The organism is Chryseobacterium indologenes, from assembly GCF_002025665.1.
Classification (GTDB): domain Bacteria; phylum Bacteroidota; class Bacteroidia; order Flavobacteriales; family Weeksellaceae; genus Chryseobacterium; species Chryseobacterium metallicongregator.
Genome location: NZ_CP018786.1, coordinates 4,967,351 through 4,987,082, shown reverse-complemented (window position 1 = coordinate 4,987,082; position 19,732 = coordinate 4,967,351). Strand labels below are relative to the sequence as shown.

Here is a 19,732-nt window from a genome sequence, read left to right as displayed (position 1 = left end):
ATAACTGTATAATAGGAAAGAATCAAATCACAAAATATGAAAAAATGGGTTAAAAGACTATTGATAAGTTTCGGAATACTGGCAGGAATTCTTCTTGCTGCGAATTTCGGACTGAATCTATGGCTCAAAACCCAACTTCCGGAATACATCAAAAAAAATACAAACTATAAAGTTTCTTACAAAACGCTGGATGTTGATCTGGGAACAGGAAATATTTTGGCGACAGGAATCTCGGTTAACAGTAAAGATCCGCAAAATACAGACGTTATTGGTTTACAGGGAACTGTTGACACTTTGAAGATAAACCGTTTTGGAATTTATGATGCTGTTTTTAATAAAAGAATCAGCTCGTCAGATCTGTTGCTGGCAAAACCTGTTTTAAACATCATTCTTGCAAAACCTATTGATCGTAAAACCGGAAAGAAAAGGAATCCGGTTTCATTTGAAAATATAAGGATCAACGAAGGTAAAATTGCTGTTTTCAAACATACAAAGCAAAAATTTCTCTCTGTACAACAGTTGGATCTGTTTGTAGAAAATTTACAGATGACGGAAGAATCTGTAGAAAATAAACTACCCATCGTTTTTGACAGATACAGCATCAAAGGGGATAATTTTTTTTTCCGCCCAGAGAAAACCTATGCAATTACCATCAGTAGTATCAATACAAGTAATGGACAGATGACTGTTGAGAATTTCAGGCTGACTCCGCTGCTCTCTTTTGCTCAGTTTAAAAAGTTTTATCCTGCGAAGGCTCAGTTATTTGAATTTGCCGTTCCAAAAATGGACTTTACGGATGTTATTTTAAACAAAAACAAAGTTTCACTTACGAATGCAGACTTTGAGAATCCTGTTCTGAAAGTCTACAATACAGGAGTTAAGACTAAGAAAGCTGAAAAAAAATCAAATTTTGAAGTTGATTTAAAAAATATAAAGCTGAATAATGCCATAGTAAAGGTCACAAAACCGGATGGAAATAATCTTCTGTCAGTCGGGAGCCTTGCTGTAAATATCAATCAGTTGATGTTTAATAAAGAAACTTCTGAACAGGTCATTCCTATAGGATATAAAGATTTTACCATTGCAGGAAAGAATATTGAATACTCCAATGCTCAGAATATTACAGTAAGAAGCTTAGCGTTGAAGCCGACAAATGGGGAAATCTGGGATGTTGTATTGACGCCTGGCCATCCAGCAACAGGAAAAGCAGCAGCAGAGTTAAAAACAAATCATATTGCTTTTAATATCAATAAACTGGAATTCGTTGATAAAAAACTGAACGTGGATGTTAAAGATCTTCTTGTAGAAAATGTTAACGGAACCTTTAAAGCAGGTGAAAAAACAACCAATAAATCTGCAGGACCAGGGATTATTAATTCCGTTATCATAAGAAAAACATCCTTAAAAAACTCAAACATTACTTATGATAAAGGAAAACAGCCTTTGACTTTCCATGATCTTAATGCAACGGTAAATGATATTGAATTATCACCTAAACCCAATCAGCCAGGGTTGTCCTTCAAAGTAAAAGATTATTATATCACTACCAGAAACCTGGTTTATAAAACGCAGTTTTACAATATGAGCCTTGGGCTTTTGAAGTTGAATAAAAATAAGGTACAGATTAACAATTTTGCCATGAAACCTCTCGTTTCGAGAGCACAGTTTATCAAAATGATACCAGTTGAGAGAGATCTGTATGATTTAAAAGCCGGACAAATTACTGCAAAAGGAGAGTGGGATCTTTTTTCTCACAACAAAATGGTAAACGCTTCCCAGGTAGACATTGAGTTTGCAAATGCCAATATTTTCAGAAGCAAAATTCCCAAGGACGATCCAAAAATAAAAGCATTATATTCTAAAATGCTGCGTTCTATTAAAATTCCGATGACAATTCATAATCTTGATCTCAAAAATTCTATCCTGGTATACGAAGAAGATACTCCGGAAAGTATGGGGCCCGGAAAACTGACCTTCAGTAATTTTAATATGAACGTTAAAAATCTGAACTCTGCCAAAAGAAAAGGAAAACCAACAAAAGTGGACATTAAAATCAATTGTTCTTTCATGAACCTCTCACCACTTTCCGTCAACTGGAACTTTGATGTAGCTGATCAGAATGATAGATTTGCAATCTCCGGGAAAACGTCCAATCTTCCCGCTAGTGGAATCAATCCCTTTATCAGGCCTTATCTTCATGTGACTGCTACTGCAGGAACTATTCAGGAAATGCTTTTTAGCTTCAAAGGAAACCCTGCCGGATTACACGGAACTTTTAATCTTAAACATAAAGACTTAAAAATTGCAGTATTAAATAAAAATAACCATGAGAAAAAAGGGTTTCTAACAGCCGTTGCTAATGTTTTTCTGAAATCAAACTCAGGAAATTTCCCTGATGCAGTTACTGTAGAAAATGTAGAACGTGATCCTACAAAGTCTTTCTTTAATCTTTTCTGGAGAGGAATTGAACAGGGATTAAAGAAAACCCTTATTGGTAAAAATGTAGAAAAGACGGAGAAAAAGGTGAAAGAGGCTGTTTCTTCTGTGAAAGATATGAAGCAGTCGGTAAAAGAAATAAAACAGGAAATAAAAAATAAAAAAGAAACTCCCCAGCGGGAAGAAGAAAAAAAAGAAAAAAAGGGTTTTCTGAATAATTTATTCAAGAAAAAAGAAAAGGCCGAAGAATAATTCTTTAAACCATTACGTCTGCTTATTCATTACCATTTATATAAAGAAGGCAATGTGTTAATAAAAACGAACTTAATGGTTTAAAAAATCAATATAAGAAAAGATGGATTTGATTAGAAATTGAATTCATCACTTTCCAAAATAGGAATATCTCTTAAAAATTTATCAAACTCTTCTCCCGGATAATTGCTGTCTGCTCCGTAAGAATCTATAATCATTCCCCGATTGCCTGCATTATCCTTTACCACATAAAGTACTGCATTATCATCTGGATTGCTGTCTCCTTCGAAACGATATGTTTTTAGAATGACCAACTCAGCAGGCTGATAAATTTTGTCCGAATTTTCAAACTTCATTTCACAGTTTTCATTCATCCTGAATTCCCTTTGTATTCCTCTTTCAGAAAGCGTTTTCATAACTTCGCTTAAAGTTGTCATTCTATCAAAATTCTCTGAATTTTCCATAATAATATTTTTATTTTTAAGTACAATAATTAAACCATTGCAACTTCTAAATATAAGAAAAATAACAGATTGTGATTTTTCTAAAAATAAACTTTAATGTTAACAAAATTTATAATTTGAAAAAATAAAATAGGTATGCTTTTTGCAATGGTATCAATAATAAATCAAAGAAAATATGAAAAAAGAAGTTGGAGTTTTACTGGCAGGGGGAGTTGGTCTTTTGGCAGTATTAAGTTTAATTAGTATTAAAAAAATTTTGACAAAAAAAGATAAAAAATATAGTGATTCCTATTCGGACTATCACAGACACTTTGATGAAAAGAACCACGACGACGAAACACACGGAGTGGAATTTTACGCAGTGAAGTAGTAAAAAAATATATTTAATTATGTTTAAATCCAACGCTTTTGAAAGTGTTGGATTTTCTTTGTGGAAAACTTTATTGTTAAAACTCATTATTTTATAAAAATTCCATTCTAATTTTACATCAGAATGCAAAACGAAAATTTCATAAAAGGTCAGGGAGCTCAGCGAAACGTTGTTAATCGTTTCGACAGGTATACCTATGAGCCTGAAGATGAAGATTTCGAGACTGTGAAGACTTCTTTCACGGAAGTATTTCCCAAAACTATTGTCAATCAGGTTAAAAGCGAAGATCTTCCAATGGAATATTCCATGAATCCTTATCAGGGATGTGAACATGGCTGCTCTTACTGCTTTGCAAGACCTACCCATGAATATTGGGGATATAGTGCCGGGGTTGACTTTGAAAGAAAAATCATGGTAAAGAAAAATGCACCCGAATTACTGGAAAAATTTTTTCATAAAAGAGGCTATAAAGCCGCCCCGATTCTATTGTCTGGAAATACCGACTGCTATCAGCCGGCCGAAAGACAATTTGAAATTACCCGAAAATTACTGCAGCTCTGTCTTGATTACAGACATCCTGTCAATATTCTGACAAAAAACGCTTTGGTGCTGAGAGATCTCGATATTTTAAAACCCATGGCAGAACAGAATCTGGTATCTGTTTCTCTAAGCATTCCAACAATCAATGAAGAACTGAGACGAAAGATGGAGCCGAGAACAAGCTCAGCAAAAAATAAATTAAAAGCTGTGGAAATTCTTTCTGAAAACAATATTCCCGTACATGTAATGGTAGCGCCCATTATCCCAGGGCTCAATAGTGATGAACCTTTAAACATATTGAAAGCTATTTCGGATGCCGGTGCTTTAGGATTCGGATATACCCTCGTAAGGCTAAATGATACCGTCGAGCCGGTTTTTGTGAACTGGATTGAAACCCATTTTCCGGACAGGGCACAAAAAGTTTTAAATCTTATCCGCTCCATGAGAGGTGGAAAACTTGGCGATAAAAGATATTTTGAACGACAAAAAGGAGAAGGAAATATTGCAGAAATGATTCACGCTACTTTTAAGATCGGCAAAAAGAAGTTTTTTGAAGGCAAAGAATTTCCAAAGCTTTCAACATCTAATTTTACAGGAACTCGCGATCAGCAGCTGAAACTGTTTGATTAAGCTTATCTTATATAGTATAATCTTGTTGACATTTCTTCAAGCCCTATTACTCAAACCCTCCCACACTTCAACTCTCAAACTCTCAAACTCTCCAATCCAATTAGGAGCTTCATCCTGCTATCCATTTCTACTCCTCGCGCCCGCGCATTCCCACACCCAAACCTACCCACACTCCAACCAAGCTGCGGGGTAACCATTACTATCAGGGCTAGGGTAGGAGTTGTAAATTATGAATAATGAATGATGAGTTTCGGGTTTCCAGGTATAAAAGGAACATTGGTGATGAATTTTCATCTTGCTGATTTCTATGGAAGCGGGTTATAGAGTATCCATCTCTATTTCCATTGCGTCATTCCGCAGAAATCCCAACTTCTTTACAAGAGCCTTAAAGGAAGTAAAATGACAGTATAATATCTAAGGCCTTTCAGCAGTTAGTATTAGCAATCATGCTGAGCAGAGTCGAAACATTTTAATTAATTACGGGTATAGGAGTTAAATCCTATTAATTATATATAATGTACTCTTTCATATTTTCCATTCTATATATAATATAAAAGCAAACATTTTATCTGTGTCAATCTGTGCCATCTGTGGTTCATTATAACTATTCAATAGGAGCGGGCTTTAGCCCGTTTAGTAAAAAAATAATTCCTTAGTTTGGCTTTAGCCAAAGCTTATATATAGGTTATTAATTTAAAAAAGCCATTCTAATATAATTCTATATACCTCATTTTGATCCTTCGACCCCAAAAGCCCGCATCCCGCTCCCCGAAACATGCCTCTCACCCTCTCCAACGCTCAAACTCTCTAACCCTCCGACACTCTCACCTGATCCTCCAAACAAATGTTTAAAATTTTTCACCCTGCTATCCAGTTGTTTAGGCCTAAATATTAATAAAAGGTAAAATTTAAGTTAAATAAAGTTGCGTAGTGTATGGGAAGTTTCTATCTTTGCCCCACTGAAAAACGAAATACATTCAGTAGCGCAGAAGCGCCTTTAGAAAGGCAGAAACATAAACTACTTCATAAGATAAGGACGAAAAAAAACTTTAATTTTTTTTACAAAAAAAGTTGTCAGTTAAAAAATAGTTATTATCTTTGCAGTCCCAATTAGAGGGAGCGCAGGAGTAGATGGATTGAGGGTTTTGGAAGGATTAAGGTTACTTAAAAAACTTTAAAATTTTCTTCAAAAACATTTGGTCAATTAAAAATAAAGTTTTACTTTTGCACTCGCAAATACGGAGCAACACTGACAGAAAGATTGCTGCGTTAAAAAGCGAAAGATATAAAGATCATTGACATACAATATAACAACCAAGTAAGGAAAAACTAAAGCGTTAAAAACTTTGAGTGAGTCAGACAAACATACAATGGAGAGTTTGATCCTGGCTCAGGATGAACGCTAGCGGGAGGCCTAACACATGCAAGCCGAGCGGTAGAGATTCTTCGGAATCTTGAGAGCGGCGTACGGGTGCGGAACACGTGTGCAACCTGCCTTTATCAGGGGGATAGCCTTTCGAAAGGAAGATTAATACCCCATAATATATTGAATGGCATCATTTAATATTGAAAACTCCGGTGGATAGAGATGGGCACGCGCAAGATTAGATAGTTGGTGAGGTAACGGCTCACCAAGTCTACGATCTTTAGGGGGCCTGAGAGGGTGATCCCCCACACTGGTACTGAGACACGGACCAGACTCCTACGGGAGGCAGCAGTGAGGAATATTGGACAATGGGTGAGAGCCTGATCCAGCCATCCCGCGTGAAGGACGACGGCCCTATGGGTTGTAAACTTCTTTTGTATAGGGATAAACCTAGATACGTGTATCTAGCTGAAGGTACTATACGAATAAGCACCGGCTAACTCCGTGCCAGCAGCCGCGGTAATACGGAGGGTGCAAGCGTTATCCGGATTTATTGGGTTTAAAGGGTCCGTAGGCGGATTTGTAAGTCAGTGGTGAAATCTCACAGCTTAACTGTGAAACTGCCATTGATACTGCAAGTCTTGAGTGTTGTTGAAGTAGCTGGAATAAGTAGTGTAGCGGTGAAATGCATAGATATTACTTAGAACACCAATTGCGAAGGCAGGTTACTAAGCAACAACTGACGCTGATGGACGAAAGCGTGGGGAGCGAACAGGATTAGATACCCTGGTAGTCCACGCCGTAAACGATGCTAACTCGTTTTTGGAGCGCAAGCTTCAGAGACTAAGCGAAAGTGATAAGTTAGCCACCTGGGGAGTACGAACGCAAGTTTGAAACTCAAAGGAATTGACGGGGGCCCGCACAAGCGGTGGATTATGTGGTTTAATTCGATGATACGCGAGGAACCTTACCAAGGCTTAAATGGGAAATGACAGGTTTAGAAATAGACTTTTCTTCGGACATTTTTCAAGGTGCTGCATGGTTGTCGTCAGCTCGTGCCGTGAGGTGTTAGGTTAAGTCCTGCAACGAGCGCAACCCCTGTCACTAGTTGCCATCATTAAGTTGGGGACTCTAGTGAGACTGCCTACGCAAGTAGAGAGGAAGGTGGGGATGACGTCAAATCATCACGGCCCTTACGCCTTGGGCCACACACGTAATACAATGGCCGGTACAGAGGGCAGCTACACTGCGAAGTGATGCAAATCTCGAAAGCCGGTCTCAGTTCGGATTGGAGTCTGCAACTCGACTCTATGAAGCTGGAATCGCTAGTAATCGCGCATCAGCCATGGCGCGGTGAATACGTTCCCGGGCCTTGTACACACCGCCCGTCAAGCCATGGAAGTCTGGGGTACCTGAAGTCGGTGACCGTAACAGGAGCTGCCTAGGGTAAAACAGGTAACTAGGGCTAAGTCGTAACAAGGTAGCCGTACCGGAAGGTGCGGCTGGAACATCTCATTTTAGAGCGTCTTAAGACGTTAAACAAAATCAGTATCGTAAGATACATTATACTTACTTAAAGTATAGCTTTAGTTTTTTGTTTGGTTGATATATAAAAATACAAAACCCACTAGAAATTAGTATAGGGAAGAGATTGAGAAATGAAGAAGAGGAAAAGTATTACTTATTACTCATCACCCATTACTCATAAAAAGTCTCGTAGCTCAGCTGGTTAGAGCGCTACACTGATAATGTAGAGGTCGGCAGTTCGAGCCTGCCCGAGACTACTAATTAAAGCGGATAGCAAATAGCTTATAGCTAGAGGCATTAAGCCAAAAGCAACAAGCCAAAAGCTAGCAGCAACTAGAGGGGGAATTAGCTCAGCTGGCTAGAGCGCCTGCCTTGCACGCAGGAGGTCAAGGGTTCGACTCCCTTATTCTCCACAGTTTTGGACGACTGATTTAAAAGTTACGAATGGAGCCAAAAACAACATTTGTTCATCAGTTTGAAAGAAAGAAATTAAGATCATTGACATTAACGGTAAAGACATCACAAAGAGAAAACCGAGCGCATAAAGCGCTTGAGTAACCAATAGGAAAGAAATCGTTAAGGGCGTATGGCGGATGCCTAGGCTTTCAGAGGCGACGAAGGACGTGGTAAGCTGCGAAAAGCTGCGGGGATTGGCACACACGAATTGATCCGCAGATATCCGAATGGGGCAACCCGGCATGTTGAAGACATGTCACCTCGTAAGAGGAGCAAACCCGGAGAACTGAAACATCTAAGTACCCGGAGGAAAAGAAATCGAAGAGATTCCGTAAGTAGTGGCGAGCGAAAGCGGATTAGCCCAAAAGTCTTTTTATGTTTAATAGAATGTTCTGGAAAGAACAGCCGTAGAGGGTGATAGCCCCGTATATGAAAGGCATATTAAGATGATAAATGAGTAGGGCGGGACACGTGAAATCCTGTCTGAATATGGGGGGACCATCCTCCAAGGCTAAATACTCCTGAAAGACCGATAGTGAACAAGTACTGTGAAGGAAAGGTGAAAAGCACTTCGAATAGAAGGGTGAAATAGAACCTGAAACCGTACGCCTACAAGCGGTCGGAGCAGCATACAGCTGTGACGGCGTGCCTTTTGCATAATGAGCCTACGAGTTAATTTTACTAGCGAGGTTAAGGTATTAAGTACCGGAGCCGGAGCGAAAGCGAGTCTGAATAGGGCGCATAGTTAGTAGGATTAGACGCGAAACCTTGTGATCTACCCATGGGCAGGTTGAAGCTCTGGTAACACAGAGTGGAGGACCGAACCGGTTGACGTTGAAAAGTCTTCGGATGACCTGTGGGTAGGGGTGAAAGGCCAATCAAACTGGGAGATAGCTCGTACTCTCCGAAATGCATTTAGGTGCAGCGTCGTATATAAGTTTATTAGAGGTAGAGCTACTGATTGGATGCGGGGGTTTCATCGCCTACCAATTCCTGACAAACTCCGAATGCTAATAAATGTTCTACGGCAGTGAGGGCATGGGTGCTAAGGTCCATGTCCGAGAGGGAAAGAACCCAGACCAACAGCTAAGGTCCCAAAATATATGTTAAGTTGAAACAACGCGGTTGGACTGCATTGACAGCTAGGATGTTGGCTTGGAAGCAGCCATTCATTTAAAGAGTGCGTAACAGCTCACTAGTCGAGCGGTCCGGCATGGATAATAATCGGGCATAAACATATTACCGAAGCTATGGATTTGTATTTTAGATACATCTGGTAGGAGAGCATTCTATTTGCGCCGAAGCAGTACTGTGAGGTATTGTGGAGCGGATAGAAAAGAAAATGTAGGCATAAGTAACGATAAAGCAGGCGAGAAACCTGCTCACCGAAAGACCAAGGCTTCCTCAGCCATGCTAATCAGCTGAGGGTTAGTCGGGACCTAACGCGAACCCGAAAGGGGTAGTGGATGGACAATGGGTTAATATTCCCATACTTGCTCACGAATAAAGGGGACGGTTGGATGTAGCTGCTGGAGACTGACGGAATAGTCAAGGCCTAGCCTTCGGGCGAAGCTGCTGTAGTGTAATCTGATCCAAGAAAAGCCGAAGTGAAGCAACCCGTACCAAAACCGACACAGGTGGTCGAGGAGAGAATCCTAAGGTGCTCGAGTGAGTCGTGGCTAAGGAACTAGGCAAAATAGTCTCGTAACTTCGGAAGAAGAGACGCCAACAGCAATGTTGGCCGCAGTGAAGAGGCCCAGGCGACTGTTTATCAAAAACACAGGACTCTGCTAAATCGAAAGATGCTGTATAGGGTCTGACACCTGCCCGGTGCTGGAAGGTTAAGGAAGGTGCTTAGAGTTAAATCGAAGGCATTAACTGAAGCCCCAGTAAACGGCGGCCGTAACTATAACGGTCCTAAGGTAGCGAAATTCCTTGTCGGGTAAGTTCCGACCTGCACGAATGGTGTAACGATCTGGGCACTGTCTCAGCCACGAGCTCGGTGAAATTGTAGTATCGGTGAAGATGCCGATTACCCGCAATGGGACGAAAAGACCCTGTGAACCTTTACTATAACTTCGTATTGACTTTGAGTAAGTAATGTGTAGGATAGGTGGGAGGCTTTGAAGCAGGCACGCTAGTGTTTGTGGAGCCAACGTTGAAATACCACCCTTTACTTACTTGGAGCCTAACTTCTTTTAGAAGGACATTGCGTGGTGGGTAGTTTGACTGGGGTGGTCGCCTCCAAAAGAGTAACGGAGGCTTTCAAAGGTACCCTCAGCACGCTTGGTAACCGTGCGTAGAGTGTAATGGCATAAGGGTGCTTGACTGTGAGACCTACAAGTCGATCAGGTGCGAAAGCAGGACATAGTGATCCGGTGGTTCCGTATGGAAGGGCCATCGCTCATAGGATAAAAGGTACTCCGGGGATAACAGGCTAGTCTCCCCCAAGAGCTCACATCGACGGGGAGGTTCGGCACCTCGATGTCGGCTCGTCACATCCTGGGGCTGGAGAAGGTCCCAAGGGTTGGGCTGTTCGCCCATTAAAGTGGCACGCGAGCTGGGTTCAGAACGTCGTGAGACAGTTCGGTCTCTATCTATTGCGGGCGTTAGATGTTTGAGAGGGCTTGATTCTAGTACGAGAGGACCGAATTGAACAAACCTCTGGTGTATCAGTTGTACCGCCAGGTGCACCGCTGAGTAGCTACGTTTGGAAGAGATAAGCACTGAAAGCATATAAGTGCGAAACTCGCCTCAAGATGAGACATCTTTTAAGGGTCGTTGTAGATGACGACGTTGATAGGCTATAGGTGTAAAGACAGTAATGTCATAGCCAAGTAGTACTAATTACCCGTAGATTTATAGTCTATGGTTACTAATAAACCAAGTGCTTTATGCGCAGTGAAGGTTTTGTCTTTGTGAAAGTTTTTATCGCTTAAAAACGCAATAAGCTTCAGGCTTCAGTCCTAATGCTTAAAGCTATATACAACCTTTAGGGTGGTTTTAGCGGTGGGGCTCACCTGTTCCCATTCCGAACACAGAAGTTAAGCCCACCAGCGCCGATGGTACTGCTAACGCGGGAGAGTAGGCCGCCGCCAGTTTTTATTTTATTTTTAAAAAACCTTTATCTTTACGATAAAGGTTTTTTTGTTGTATACCTACACCAACAGACACATAAGTAATCAGCAATGAGCAATGAGTAATAGATAATAAGTCACTATGACTAATCTCCGTTGTCTTTATGCCTCCAGCTTCCTGCTTCCAGCCCTCTTTTTTCTATTCTTTAACTAACAATTGGTCTTTACCTTCAATACTATTCTTTATTCCAGCCAAATCCTGTCACTCCGTAGGAGTCTAAACAAAGTTCTTCGGTAGAATTAAAATAACAGAAATATAATTTTTTCTTAATTAAGATGCTTCGACTCAGCTCTGCATGACACTGCTAATACTAACTCCTGAAAAACTTACACATTATCCTGTCATCTTACTTCCTTTAAACCTCTCATACATCAACCTTGATTCTTAGGGAATGACAAAATTAGAATAAAGATGTATTCTCACATTTGCAACTCTGACGTCTAATCTCTGTAACTCGAACCCCGTACCCGGAAATTAAGCCCTCTATCATTTTAAGCTCATAAATCGCTTATTGTATTTGAATGTTAATTCAGGTATATAAAGGAGATTTAATCCCTCAAAATTCACCTTATTTTAAGTCAAAAGAAATAAAAAACCGCTTCTATAAAGAAACGGTTTAGTTTTATGACATTGTGATTGTAAAAATTACATATCATTGTTGGTATCCGGGCATTTGAAATCATCGCTGCAGGTTGCACAAACAATTGTTCCATTGCAATAATACATACAGAAATCTGTTTCAGGAAGGTTAGCACCTCCAGAAATGTTTTTTAATTGGTCTTTTTTTAGTTTTTTTAGATTTTTCATATTGTTTTAATTGAAAATTTGTAAGTAAAGTAAAAATAGTTAAAATATTTTTAATTAATAACGTTTATTAGATTAAAAATAAAAAATTAATATAATAAACAGTTTTGAGAGCTATATGATCAATGATTTTTACCTAAATATTTGATTGTTAGTAAAATAAATGCTATTTTTAAGTTAGCGTTATCCGAAAAGCTTATAGAGTAGGAAAATTAAAACTATAACTATGAAAAATTTTAAAAAACTTTCAAGAGACGACAAGAGAAGTATTGTTGCGGGGGTCAATTTTCCAGCCTATTGCTTAGAAGGCGGTGGACCGGGAGAAGGAGGCTGTTCTGCAGGACAAATCTGCTCAGGGGGAAAATGTGTTCCTTACGAAAATCCTGGAGGTGGAGAAAATCCTGGTGGCGGTGGAGATACATACACCTGCATCTGTCCGTGGGGTACTTTTACACAACCTACACCATGTCCTGAATTTTATTGTATAACAGGATAGTATAATGAAAACGGCTGCCTCAAATAGAGACAGCCGTTTCTTTTTATTTTTTAATCAATCCCAGTTCGATCAATCTTTCGTGCAGGAATTCTCCGGCAGTGGTATCTTCGTATAATTTTGGATTGTTTTCATCTATACAGTTTTCAAGTGCATTTAAAGACATGGCACTGACAGGATGCATAAAGAAAGGAATTGAATATCTTGAAGTGCTCCACATTTCTCTTGGTGGGTTTACCACTCTGTGGATGGTAGATTTCAATTTGTTGTTGGTATGTCTTGAAAGCATATCTCCAACGTTGATCATCAGTTCATCTGGTTCTGCAATAGCATCAATCCATTCTCCGTTGTGGTTCTGAACCTGAAGACCTTTACCCTGTGCTCCCATTAAAAGAGTAATTAGGTTGATATCTCCATGAGCAGCAGCTCTTACCGCATCATCCGGTTCTTCTGTGATTGGTGGGTAATGAATAGGTCTTAAAATAGAATTTCCTTCTGCGATTTTGTCATCAAAATAAAATTCATCCAAACCAAGGTGTAATGCTAAGGCTCTTAACACATACTGTCCTGTTTTCTCAAGCATTTGGAATGCTTCTTTACCAACTTCGTTGAACTTTGGAAGCTCATCAACGATTACGTTGTCCGGATACTCAGTTCTGTATTTTGAATCATCAGACAGATACTGCCCAAAATGCCAAAATTCTTTTAAGTCTCCTTTTTTGAAACCTTTAGCAGTTTCTTTACCGAATCCTACATAACCTCTCTGGCCACCAATTCCTGGAATCTCATACTTTTGTTTCGTTTCCACTGGTTGTTCAAAAAAGTTTTTCACCTCTCCATACAAATCTTCTACCAGGTTGTCATCAAGAAAGTGGCCTTTTAAGGCTACAAAACCAATTTCTTCATAAGCTTTTCCGATTTCATTTACAAATTTCTGTTTGCGTTCCGGGTTGCCCGAAAGGAAATCACGCAGGTCTACACTAGGTATTTTATCCATTTTTAGAAATTTACGAACAGCAAAATTACATTTTTTTTAATTTAAATGATTTTAAAATCATTATTTATAAGTTAAATTTGCTGTATGAAAAAATATTCTTCTAAGAGAAGTATCCAAATACTTGCACATCTTCTTCAGCAGTACGGAATTGCAGATATCGTAATTTCTCCGGGGTCAAGAAATGCTCCTTTGGCCATCCATTTTTCAGAGGTAGATAGTTTCAACTGTTATAGCATTGTAGACGAAAGAAGTGCTGCTTTCGTGGCAATGGGAATGGCAAAAAGTGAGAAAAAGCCTGCAGCGATTACCTGTACGAGCGGATCAGCAGTTGTTAATTATTATCCGGCGATTACCGAAGCTTTCTATCAGAATGTTCCCCTTTTGGTACTGACAGCAGATCGGCCGACCGATTTTGTGGATATATTCGATGGGCAGACGATAAGGCAGAAGGATGTTTTTCATCAGCATTCCTATGGGGATTTCCAGCTTTTGGAAGACAGCAAGGAGAATGCAGAAGATATTAATTTTGATATCATTAAAAAAGCTATTGAACTTTGTTTTGAAAAACAAGGTCCGGTACATATTAATATTCCTTTGGAAGAGCCTTTATATGATTTGGTGTCAGAGCTTCCTACTTTTCCAACTGTGGAGAAAACAATCAAGCATAAAGAGTATGAAATCCCATCCAATCTGATTGCGGAATGGCATACTTCACAAAGAATTATGCTGTTGGTAGGAACAAGAGATTATAGTCCGGAACTGGAAAACCAGCTGACTCAGTTGGTGAAAAACCATTCCGTGGTAGTATTGAGTGAAGCCAATTCAAATTTACATCATGAGAAGTTCTTCAAACATATAGACCGTTATATCTTCAATTTTACGGAAGAGGATTATAAAACATATGCTCCAGACCTGTTGATTACGATAGGGCAGAATGTGGTTTCCAAGAAAGTAAAACAATTTCTGAGAAGTGCCCGCCCAAAACAACATTGGCATTTGGATGAAGTTTGGCAGCCTGATACTTATTTCTCACTGACAGAAAAAATAGAAGTGAAACCGGAAGTTTTCTTCTCAAAGCTACTGAAATTTATCAATCTGGAACCAAGACCTTATTTTAATCTTTGGGATGTTTTAAGGGATAAAAAAGATGCTAAGCACGAGCAGTTTCTGAATACAATTGATTTTTCGGATTTTTATTTCTTCAATAAAGCATCACAGACGATTCCTGAAAACTATAACATCCACTTCAGTAATTCATCTGGGATCAGATATGCTCAGCTGTTTGATTTCGGAAAGAGAAAAATGTATTGTAACAGAGGAACAAGTGGTATTGATGGATCTACTTCTACAGCAATGGGATTTGCCATCAAAAATGAAAATCCAACTTTATTGATCACAGGAGACCTGAGTTTCTTCTATGATATCAATGGTCTTTGGAATCAATATATTCCTCCATTTGTAAGAATTATGATCTTCAATAATGGTGAAGGAAATATCTTTAAAATCATTCCGGGACCTGGAAATGCCAACCCGAATACTTTAGACGAATTTATTGCCACCAAACACCGCAAGAATGCCGAATCTCTGGCGAAACATTTCGGATTTTCCTATATCAGAGTAGAGGATGAGCTTACTCTGGACAGAGTTCTTGAGAATTTTTTTAAACCTGATGCACAGCCAAAAATCCTGGAAGTAAATACTCACGGGAAAAATAGTGCAGATGTACTGAAGTCGTATTTTGAGTTTATGAAATAGATTTAAAGATCAAGATATTCTTCATTCCCCGGCAGATTGATAATTCTGTCGATAGGATAGATAAACATATCATCAAAGTCATTCAACGCATTAATGATCTGGAAATGGGTGAATTGCTTTATATTCTGTAAAGTAATTTCCATTTCTTTGATCTTTTTTTGCTTTAAAAGATACTGTCTTTGTACTCCGTTCAACAGATAAGTAGAAGGAGTAAACCAGTCTTTTCCTTTCAGAAACAAAAGATTGGAAAAAGAAGTATCGGTGATATGGTTGTTTTTAACGATGATAATTTCTTCAGCTTTGGCCTTAGCTTTCATTTTATCGAGCTCTTTACGATCTTCGAACTTGAATGAATAATCGAAGCTGTTATTTTCTACCAGTTTGAAATCCTGTATTTCCGGAATTGCATAAGGAATCATCTGTGTTCTGATTTTTTTGTCAAGGTCATAAGCAATTCTTAACTTGAAAAGACCATCCTCATCATGCTGCAGATTTTTATAGATTTTGGCCAGATCAATAGAGTCTTCCTTCCCGAAATGGGAAAATGTTTGATTGACACGTTTCTGATGTAGATCCAATAGAAAAATCTCCTGATCTTCTACTTTAATGCTTTCAATGAATTGGGACATAGATTTTATTTTTCATTTCCTGATACTCGTCTTCTAATTTACTCATGTGCGTTATACCGCCTCCGCTTTTGAAATAAAGTTGGTCTTCCTCTTTTTCTATAAAGCGTATCATTACACAACTGTCTACATTTTGGCCGTCAAACCAGCCGCAAACTCCCGTGTAATATCCTCTGTCATATCCTTCCGCATCCAGAATTATTTCCAGTGTTTTAGGTTTGGGAGCTCCTAAAATAGAGCCCGCAGGAAGAAGTTTCTGCATAATACTTCCTACTTTTCCTTCATATTCAGGTTTTATCATTCCTGAAATTTCAGAACTCATTGCATATAGATCCTTTTGTTGGGTTTTGATAAAGTCAATATGCTGGAACTGGTCCACCTTTACTTCATCAGCTACCATACTCAGATCATTCCGGAGAAGATCTACTACGGTATAATGTTCTGCCTTCTCCTTTCTGTCATTTTTCAGAATTTCTGCTGCATTTTCAATAGATGCGTCAATTGTTCCTTTCATAGGATAGGTGAAAATTTTTCCGTCGATGATCTTTACAAAAGTTTCAGGAGAAAAAAATACAAAAAAATCTTTATAAAAAACTTTGTACTTAGCATTTGAGTGGTAAAAAATTTCTTCTAAGGTTAAATTGGTCTCTATCTTCGTTTTTCTAGTATAATTTACTAAGTAAGAGTTTCCCAGACGAATATTTTTCTGAACCTTACCAAAACCAATTTGAAAGCTCTCCAATGTTTCAGGAAAGGATTTCCAGACTATTTTTTTGTCCAGTTTATGTGTCTCTCTGGCGTTTGAAAACTCTTGAAAATCAATGATTAAACCTTCTTTTTCAATTTCATGCTCCTGATAGATTTCAACATTCTCCGAAAGAAAGTCGATTACGAAAAAATAGGGAACCTTCTGAAGAGAAAGTTCGTCCATTTCCATAAATTTTTGATGATTCACTGAAAACATTCTGCAAAAGTACTTATTGATGTTTACTTTTGCATAAATTTTTTTTATGATGCAGAATAAATATCCTCAGAAACCGGGAATAGATTTTATATTGAAGCAGGCATTTTTTTATTGGAATAAGACACTCGTTTTTCAGTTGATGTTTTCCATCGTATTTTTTGGAATATTGCTTACCGGAGTGATGCTTTTCGGAGAGAAGTATGATATTTTTTCTTATAATAAAGAATTGCAGGAAGCTTTTATGCAAGGCACTCAGGTTTATCTGAAAAAAATGGAGCAAATAACAGCTACCGAAAATTATCAGATGTTTACATTGGCAATCTGGGGAACGACGGCTTTTCTGTATCCCTTGAATCTTGGAATGTTCCAGATCTTCCGTAAGCTTGATCTTAAAGAGAATATTGTGATAGGAGATTTGTTTGCAGGGTATAACGGGCTTAACTTTTTTAAGTATGTGGGATATTTTCTTTTTTGGTTCTTCATTTACAGATTTACCATTCCTACCGTTGTATTGGCAGTAATTTGGGTTGCTGTAACCATCTTTGTTGCTCCATTGATGTTCTTTACCAATAAAAGAATTTTTGAAGCCATTTCCCTGAATTTTAAAGCTCTTAAAATGTATTTCGTTGAAATCATGGTGTGTGTGATCGTAGCTTTTCTATTTAAGTATTTAGGTTTTGCCTTGTTTCTGATAGGTGGACTTTTCACTTTTCCTTTTTGGAATGCAATGATTTACTCACTTTATAAAACTGTCTTTTCGGAGAAAAGTTAAAATTCATTCGTGTTTAATGTGATGTTTTTACTAAAAAAAAGTAAATTTGGTAAAATCATTAAATATTTAAACTATGTCTGAATTTAACGAATTTGATCAGCAAGGCTCTGTACCTAATAGAGATACGGGATCAATTATTTCTCATGCTTTTGAAATGTACAAAGGCGTTTTCGGTTACGGAATTGTAGCTATGATTATTTATCTAATTGGAGGATCTGTTATTCAGATGCTTACGGGGTTTGATTCTGCTTCTATGGTAGAAGAGATGAAATCTTCAGGAGGTGATTTTAATTATTGGAGTGCTCCGGGGCTTCCTTTATATATGGGGGCTTCCAGCCTTTTCGGCCTTTTATTATCTCCTTTGTATGTAGGATTGATCTACATGGTCAATAAATACAATACCAAAAGCCCGATTGAATTTTCTGATCTTTTTATCGGATACCGCCAGAATTTTGTAAACATTTTGATTTACAGTCTTCTTGCCTGGATTATTTCCTCAATTGCTCTGGCATTGTGCGTTTTACCTATCATTTTTGTATATCCTTTCCTTTTAATAGGATATCCGATTCTGTTATTTGAAAATGCTTCAGCTACAGAAGCTTTATCAAAGTCGTTCAACATTGCTAAAGAAAACTATGGAACTTTCTTATTGACAGGATTTTTAGGATTTTTGATTTCTATTGCAGGGGTTATTCTTTGTGGTATAGGAGTTATCCTGACAGCTCCGTTTATTATGATTGTAATGTACTCTACTTATTGTGCTTTCTTAGGAAAACCAAGACAAATTATGTACAGCAAATAAAATAAAAATACATGATGAATAAGGACAAACAAATAAGCAGTGTTGCGATAAAGCAGATGTCATTGCTGGCAATCATTCTGGTATTGGCAGGATTGATCTGTTTTAATCTGGCATTGTTTATTCCCTCGGTTTTGGGAGCAATTACCATTTATGTAGTCTGCAGGAAGTATAATTTTTATCTGCAGGAAGAAAAAAAATGGAAACCGTCACTTGCGGCTTTTGCATTGATGTTTGCAAGTCTTATTGTTCTTATTCTTCCGATTTATTTTATTGCTGATCTGATTATTGATAAGCTGGGAAATGCACAGGCTTATATGGCCAAGTTCAATATCTTCCTGGATAAAATTCATTCTTATATTTTCTCTAAAACAGGATTTGATATTCTGAGTAAAGAAAATATGACCAAGCTGAAAGATAATGTAGGAAAAGTTTCTACTTCTGCTGTCAGCGGTACATTCAATACTCTTACAGTAGTGATGTCCATGTATTTTATTCTCTATTTTATGCTGGAAAGACCAAGGCTTTTTGAAAAGATCCTTACTTCTTCAGCACCGTTGAAGAGATCCAACATTTCTTTGATAGGCGATAAAATGAGAAAACTGATCATGGCCAATGCTATCGGGATTCCGGTTGTAGCTATAGGACAGGGTATTGTTGCTCTCATCGGTTATCTGATTTTTGGAGCACCGGGAGCAGCATTGCTTTTTGCATTAACGGCTGCCGCTTCTGTGATTCCTGTAGTAGGAACAGCTATTATCTATGTTCCGGTGTGTATCTTTATGATCGCGGAAGGCAATACCGGACAAGGAATTGGTTTGGCAATCTACTGTCTTGTGGTGGTAGGGCTTACAGATAATCTGCTTCGCTTTACCCTTTTAAAGAAGCTGGAAAATATTCACCCATTGAATACCGTATTCGGAATCATCATGGGAATGAATCTTTTTGGCTTCATGGGGCTTATTTTTGGTCCTATTCTGATCTCCCTGACCCTTCTTTTGGTTCAGGTATACAGAAATGAATTTTCGGATGAAGAAACCCCTCCGGATCTTGAATTACCCGGTGAGGATGATATTAAAGAAAAATTAATTTAATTATATAAAAGTGGAAGGACTGAATCCCGAAATATTAAAAGAAATCTGTGTAATGAAAATGCCTTTTGGTAAGTATGAAGGAACGGTTCTTATTGATCTTCCGATCAGCTATCTTGAATGGTTCAATAAAAACGGAATGCCAAAGGGAAAACTGGGAATGCAGCTTTCAACAGTTTATGAGATCAAATTAAACGGGTTGATGGATCTTTTGGCTCCCATCAGGGCATCGGTGAGAAATGGATAGTAAAA

General features: G+C 38.4%; 14 protein-coding genes, 2 tRNA genes and 3 rRNA genes. 14 read left to right on the top strand and 5 right to left on the bottom strand.

The annotated features are described in order from the left end of the window. Positions 1-36 precede the first annotated feature (36 nt). Positions 37-2,688 (top strand): hypothetical protein, encoded by a 2,652-nt coding sequence (locus BUE84_RS22505; protein WP_079243576.1) that lies wholly within the window; start codon positions 37-39, stop codon positions 2,686-2,688. Between the two features lie 113 nt (positions 2,689-2,801). Here the strand turns inward: BUE84_RS22505 and BUE84_RS22500 are convergent, their stop codons facing one another. After that, positions 2,802-3,152 (bottom strand): hypothetical protein, encoded by a 351-nt coding sequence (locus BUE84_RS22500; protein WP_079243575.1) that lies wholly within the window; start codon positions 3,150-3,152, stop codon positions 2,802-2,804. 175 nt (positions 3,153-3,327) lie between these two features. Here BUE84_RS22500 and BUE84_RS22495 point away from each other — a divergent pair, with 175 nt between their 5' ends. The 7 genes from BUE84_RS22495 (at position 3,328) to rrf (ending at position 11,142) form a co-directional block, all read left to right on the top strand. After that, positions 3,328-3,522 carry a hypothetical protein gene (locus BUE84_RS22495; protein WP_034693837.1) on the top strand — a complete coding sequence of 65 codons (195 nt, stop codon included), beginning with the start codon at positions 3,328-3,330 and terminating at the stop codon, positions 3,520-3,522. Positions 3,523-3,645: 123 nt separating this feature from the next. Continuing rightward, positions 3,646-4,692 (top strand): PA0069 family radical SAM protein, encoded by a 1,047-nt coding sequence (locus BUE84_RS22490; protein WP_079243574.1) that lies wholly within the window; start codon positions 3,646-3,648, stop codon positions 4,690-4,692. A 1,367-nt stretch (positions 4,693-6,059) separates the two neighbouring features. Continuing rightward, a 16S ribosomal RNA gene (locus BUE84_RS22485) occupies positions 6,060-7,576 on the top strand. Between the two features lie 192 nt (positions 7,577-7,768). Then, a tRNA-Ile gene (locus BUE84_RS22480) sits at positions 7,769-7,842 on the top strand. 82 nt (positions 7,843-7,924) lie between these two features. Next, positions 7,925-7,998 (top strand) — tRNA-Ala (locus BUE84_RS22475). Between the two features lie 153 nt (positions 7,999-8,151). Continuing rightward, positions 8,152-10,908: ribosomal RNA gene (locus BUE84_RS22470) — 23S ribosomal RNA — on the top strand. A gap of 126 nt (positions 10,909-11,034) precedes the next feature. Then, positions 11,035-11,142 (top strand): 5S ribosomal RNA (rrf, locus tag BUE84_RS22465). The 16S, 23S and 5S rRNA genes sit together here with 2 tRNA genes alongside, the layout of an rRNA operon. A gap of 682 nt (positions 11,143-11,824) precedes the next feature. Here the strand turns inward: rrf and BUE84_RS24590 are convergent. Further along, positions 11,825-11,986 (bottom strand): bacteriocin-like protein, encoded by a 162-nt coding sequence (locus tag BUE84_RS24590; protein WP_167595399.1) that lies wholly within the window; start codon positions 11,984-11,986, stop codon positions 11,825-11,827. Between the two features lie 223 nt (positions 11,987-12,209). On the opposite strand from BUE84_RS24590, the gene BUE84_RS22460 reads away from it, so the two are divergent. Then, the gene (locus tag BUE84_RS22460) at positions 12,210-12,479 is read left to right on the top strand and encodes a hypothetical protein (protein ID WP_079243573.1); all 270 of its coding nucleotides are present in this window, start codon (positions 12,210-12,212) and stop codon (positions 12,477-12,479) included. A gap of 43 nt (positions 12,480-12,522) precedes the next feature. Here the strand turns inward: BUE84_RS22460 and BUE84_RS22455 are convergent, their stop codons facing one another. After that, on the bottom strand, positions 12,523-13,473 hold the full coding sequence (locus tag BUE84_RS22455) for an isopenicillin N synthase family dioxygenase (RefSeq protein ID WP_079243572.1): 951 nt from the start codon (positions 13,471-13,473) through the stop codon (positions 12,523-12,525). Positions 13,474-13,557: 84 nt separating this feature from the next. Between BUE84_RS22455 and menD the strand changes: the two genes are divergently transcribed. After that, positions 13,558-15,228, top strand: a complete 1,671-nt coding sequence (gene menD, locus BUE84_RS22450) for a 2-succinyl-5-enolpyruvyl-6-hydroxy-3-cyclohexene-1-carboxylic-acid synthase (RefSeq protein ID WP_079243571.1) — start codon at positions 13,558-13,560, stop codon at positions 15,226-15,228. Between the two features lie 2 nt (positions 15,229-15,230). Here menD and BUE84_RS22445 read toward each other — a convergent pair whose 3' ends face one another. Further along, a complete protein-coding gene (locus BUE84_RS22445) occupies positions 15,231-15,857 on the bottom strand; it encodes an aminotransferase class IV (protein WP_079243570.1) in 627 nt (208 codons plus the stop codon). Further along, positions 15,841-16,818, bottom strand: coding sequence for an aminodeoxychorismate synthase component I (locus BUE84_RS22440; RefSeq protein ID WP_079243569.1), 978 nt, complete (start codon positions 16,816-16,818; stop codon positions 15,841-15,843). The genes BUE84_RS22445 and BUE84_RS22440 overlap by 17 nt, the downstream gene beginning before the upstream one ends. Positions 16,819-16,864: 46 nt before the next feature. Here BUE84_RS22440 and BUE84_RS22435 point away from each other — a divergent pair, with 46 nt between their 5' ends. From BUE84_RS22435 to BUE84_RS22420, 4 genes are all read left to right on the top strand, one after another. Next, on the top strand, positions 16,865-17,590 hold the full coding sequence (locus tag BUE84_RS22435; RefSeq protein WP_079243568.1) for a hypothetical protein: 726 nt from the start codon (positions 16,865-16,867) through the stop codon (positions 17,588-17,590). A 73-nt stretch (positions 17,591-17,663) separates the two neighbouring features. Further along, on the top strand, positions 17,664-18,392 hold the full coding sequence (locus BUE84_RS22430) for a beta-carotene 15,15'-monooxygenase (protein WP_034692782.1): 729 nt from the start codon (positions 17,664-17,666) through the stop codon (positions 18,390-18,392). Between the two features lie 11 nt (positions 18,393-18,403). Then, on the top strand, positions 18,404-19,483 hold the full coding sequence (locus BUE84_RS22425; RefSeq protein ID WP_079243567.1) for an AI-2E family transporter: 1,080 nt from the start codon (positions 18,404-18,406) through the stop codon (positions 19,481-19,483). Positions 19,484-19,502: 19 nt separating this feature from the next. After that, positions 19,503-19,727, top strand: coding sequence for a DUF3820 family protein (locus BUE84_RS22420; protein ID WP_079244015.1), 225 nt, complete (start codon positions 19,503-19,505; stop codon positions 19,725-19,727). Positions 19,728-19,732 lie beyond the last annotated feature (5 nt).

Bases quoted from the DNA above. Each gene is read 5' to 3' on its own strand.
- BUE84_RS22505 (WP_079243576.1), top strand. From the start codon at position 37: ATGAAAAAATGGGTTAAAAGACTATTGATAAGTTTCGGAATACTGGCA.
- BUE84_RS22500 (WP_079243575.1), bottom strand. From the start codon at position 3,152: ATGGAAAATTCAGAGAATTTTGATAGAATGACAACTTTAAGCGAAGTT.
- BUE84_RS22495 (WP_034693837.1), top strand. From the start codon at position 3,328: ATGAAAAAAGAAGTTGGAGTTTTACTGGCAGGGGGAGTTGGTCTTTTG.
- BUE84_RS22490 (WP_079243574.1), top strand. From the start codon at position 3,646: ATGCAAAACGAAAATTTCATAAAAGGTCAGGGAGCTCAGCGAAACGTT.
- BUE84_RS24590 (WP_167595399.1), bottom strand. From the start codon at position 11,986: ATGAAAAATCTAAAAAAACTAAAAAAAGACCAATTAAAAAACATTTCT.
- BUE84_RS22460 (WP_079243573.1), top strand. From the start codon at position 12,210: ATGAAAAATTTTAAAAAACTTTCAAGAGACGACAAGAGAAGTATTGTT.
- BUE84_RS22455 (WP_079243572.1), bottom strand. From the start codon at position 13,473: ATGGATAAAATACCTAGTGTAGACCTGCGTGATTTCCTTTCGGGCAAC.
- menD (WP_079243571.1), top strand. From the start codon at position 13,558: ATGAAAAAATATTCTTCTAAGAGAAGTATCCAAATACTTGCACATCTT.
- BUE84_RS22445 (WP_079243570.1), bottom strand. From the start codon at position 15,857: ATGTCCCAATTCATTGAAAGCATTAAAGTAGAAGATCAGGAGATTTTT.
- BUE84_RS22440 (WP_079243569.1), bottom strand. From the start codon at position 16,818: ATGTTTTCAGTGAATCATCAAAAATTTATGGAAATGGACGAACTTTCT.
- BUE84_RS22435 (WP_079243568.1), top strand. From the start codon at position 16,865: ATGATGCAGAATAAATATCCTCAGAAACCGGGAATAGATTTTATATTG.
- BUE84_RS22430 (WP_034692782.1), top strand. From the start codon at position 17,664: ATGTCTGAATTTAACGAATTTGATCAGCAAGGCTCTGTACCTAATAGA.
- BUE84_RS22425 (WP_079243567.1), top strand. From the start codon at position 18,404: ATGATGAATAAGGACAAACAAATAAGCAGTGTTGCGATAAAGCAGATG.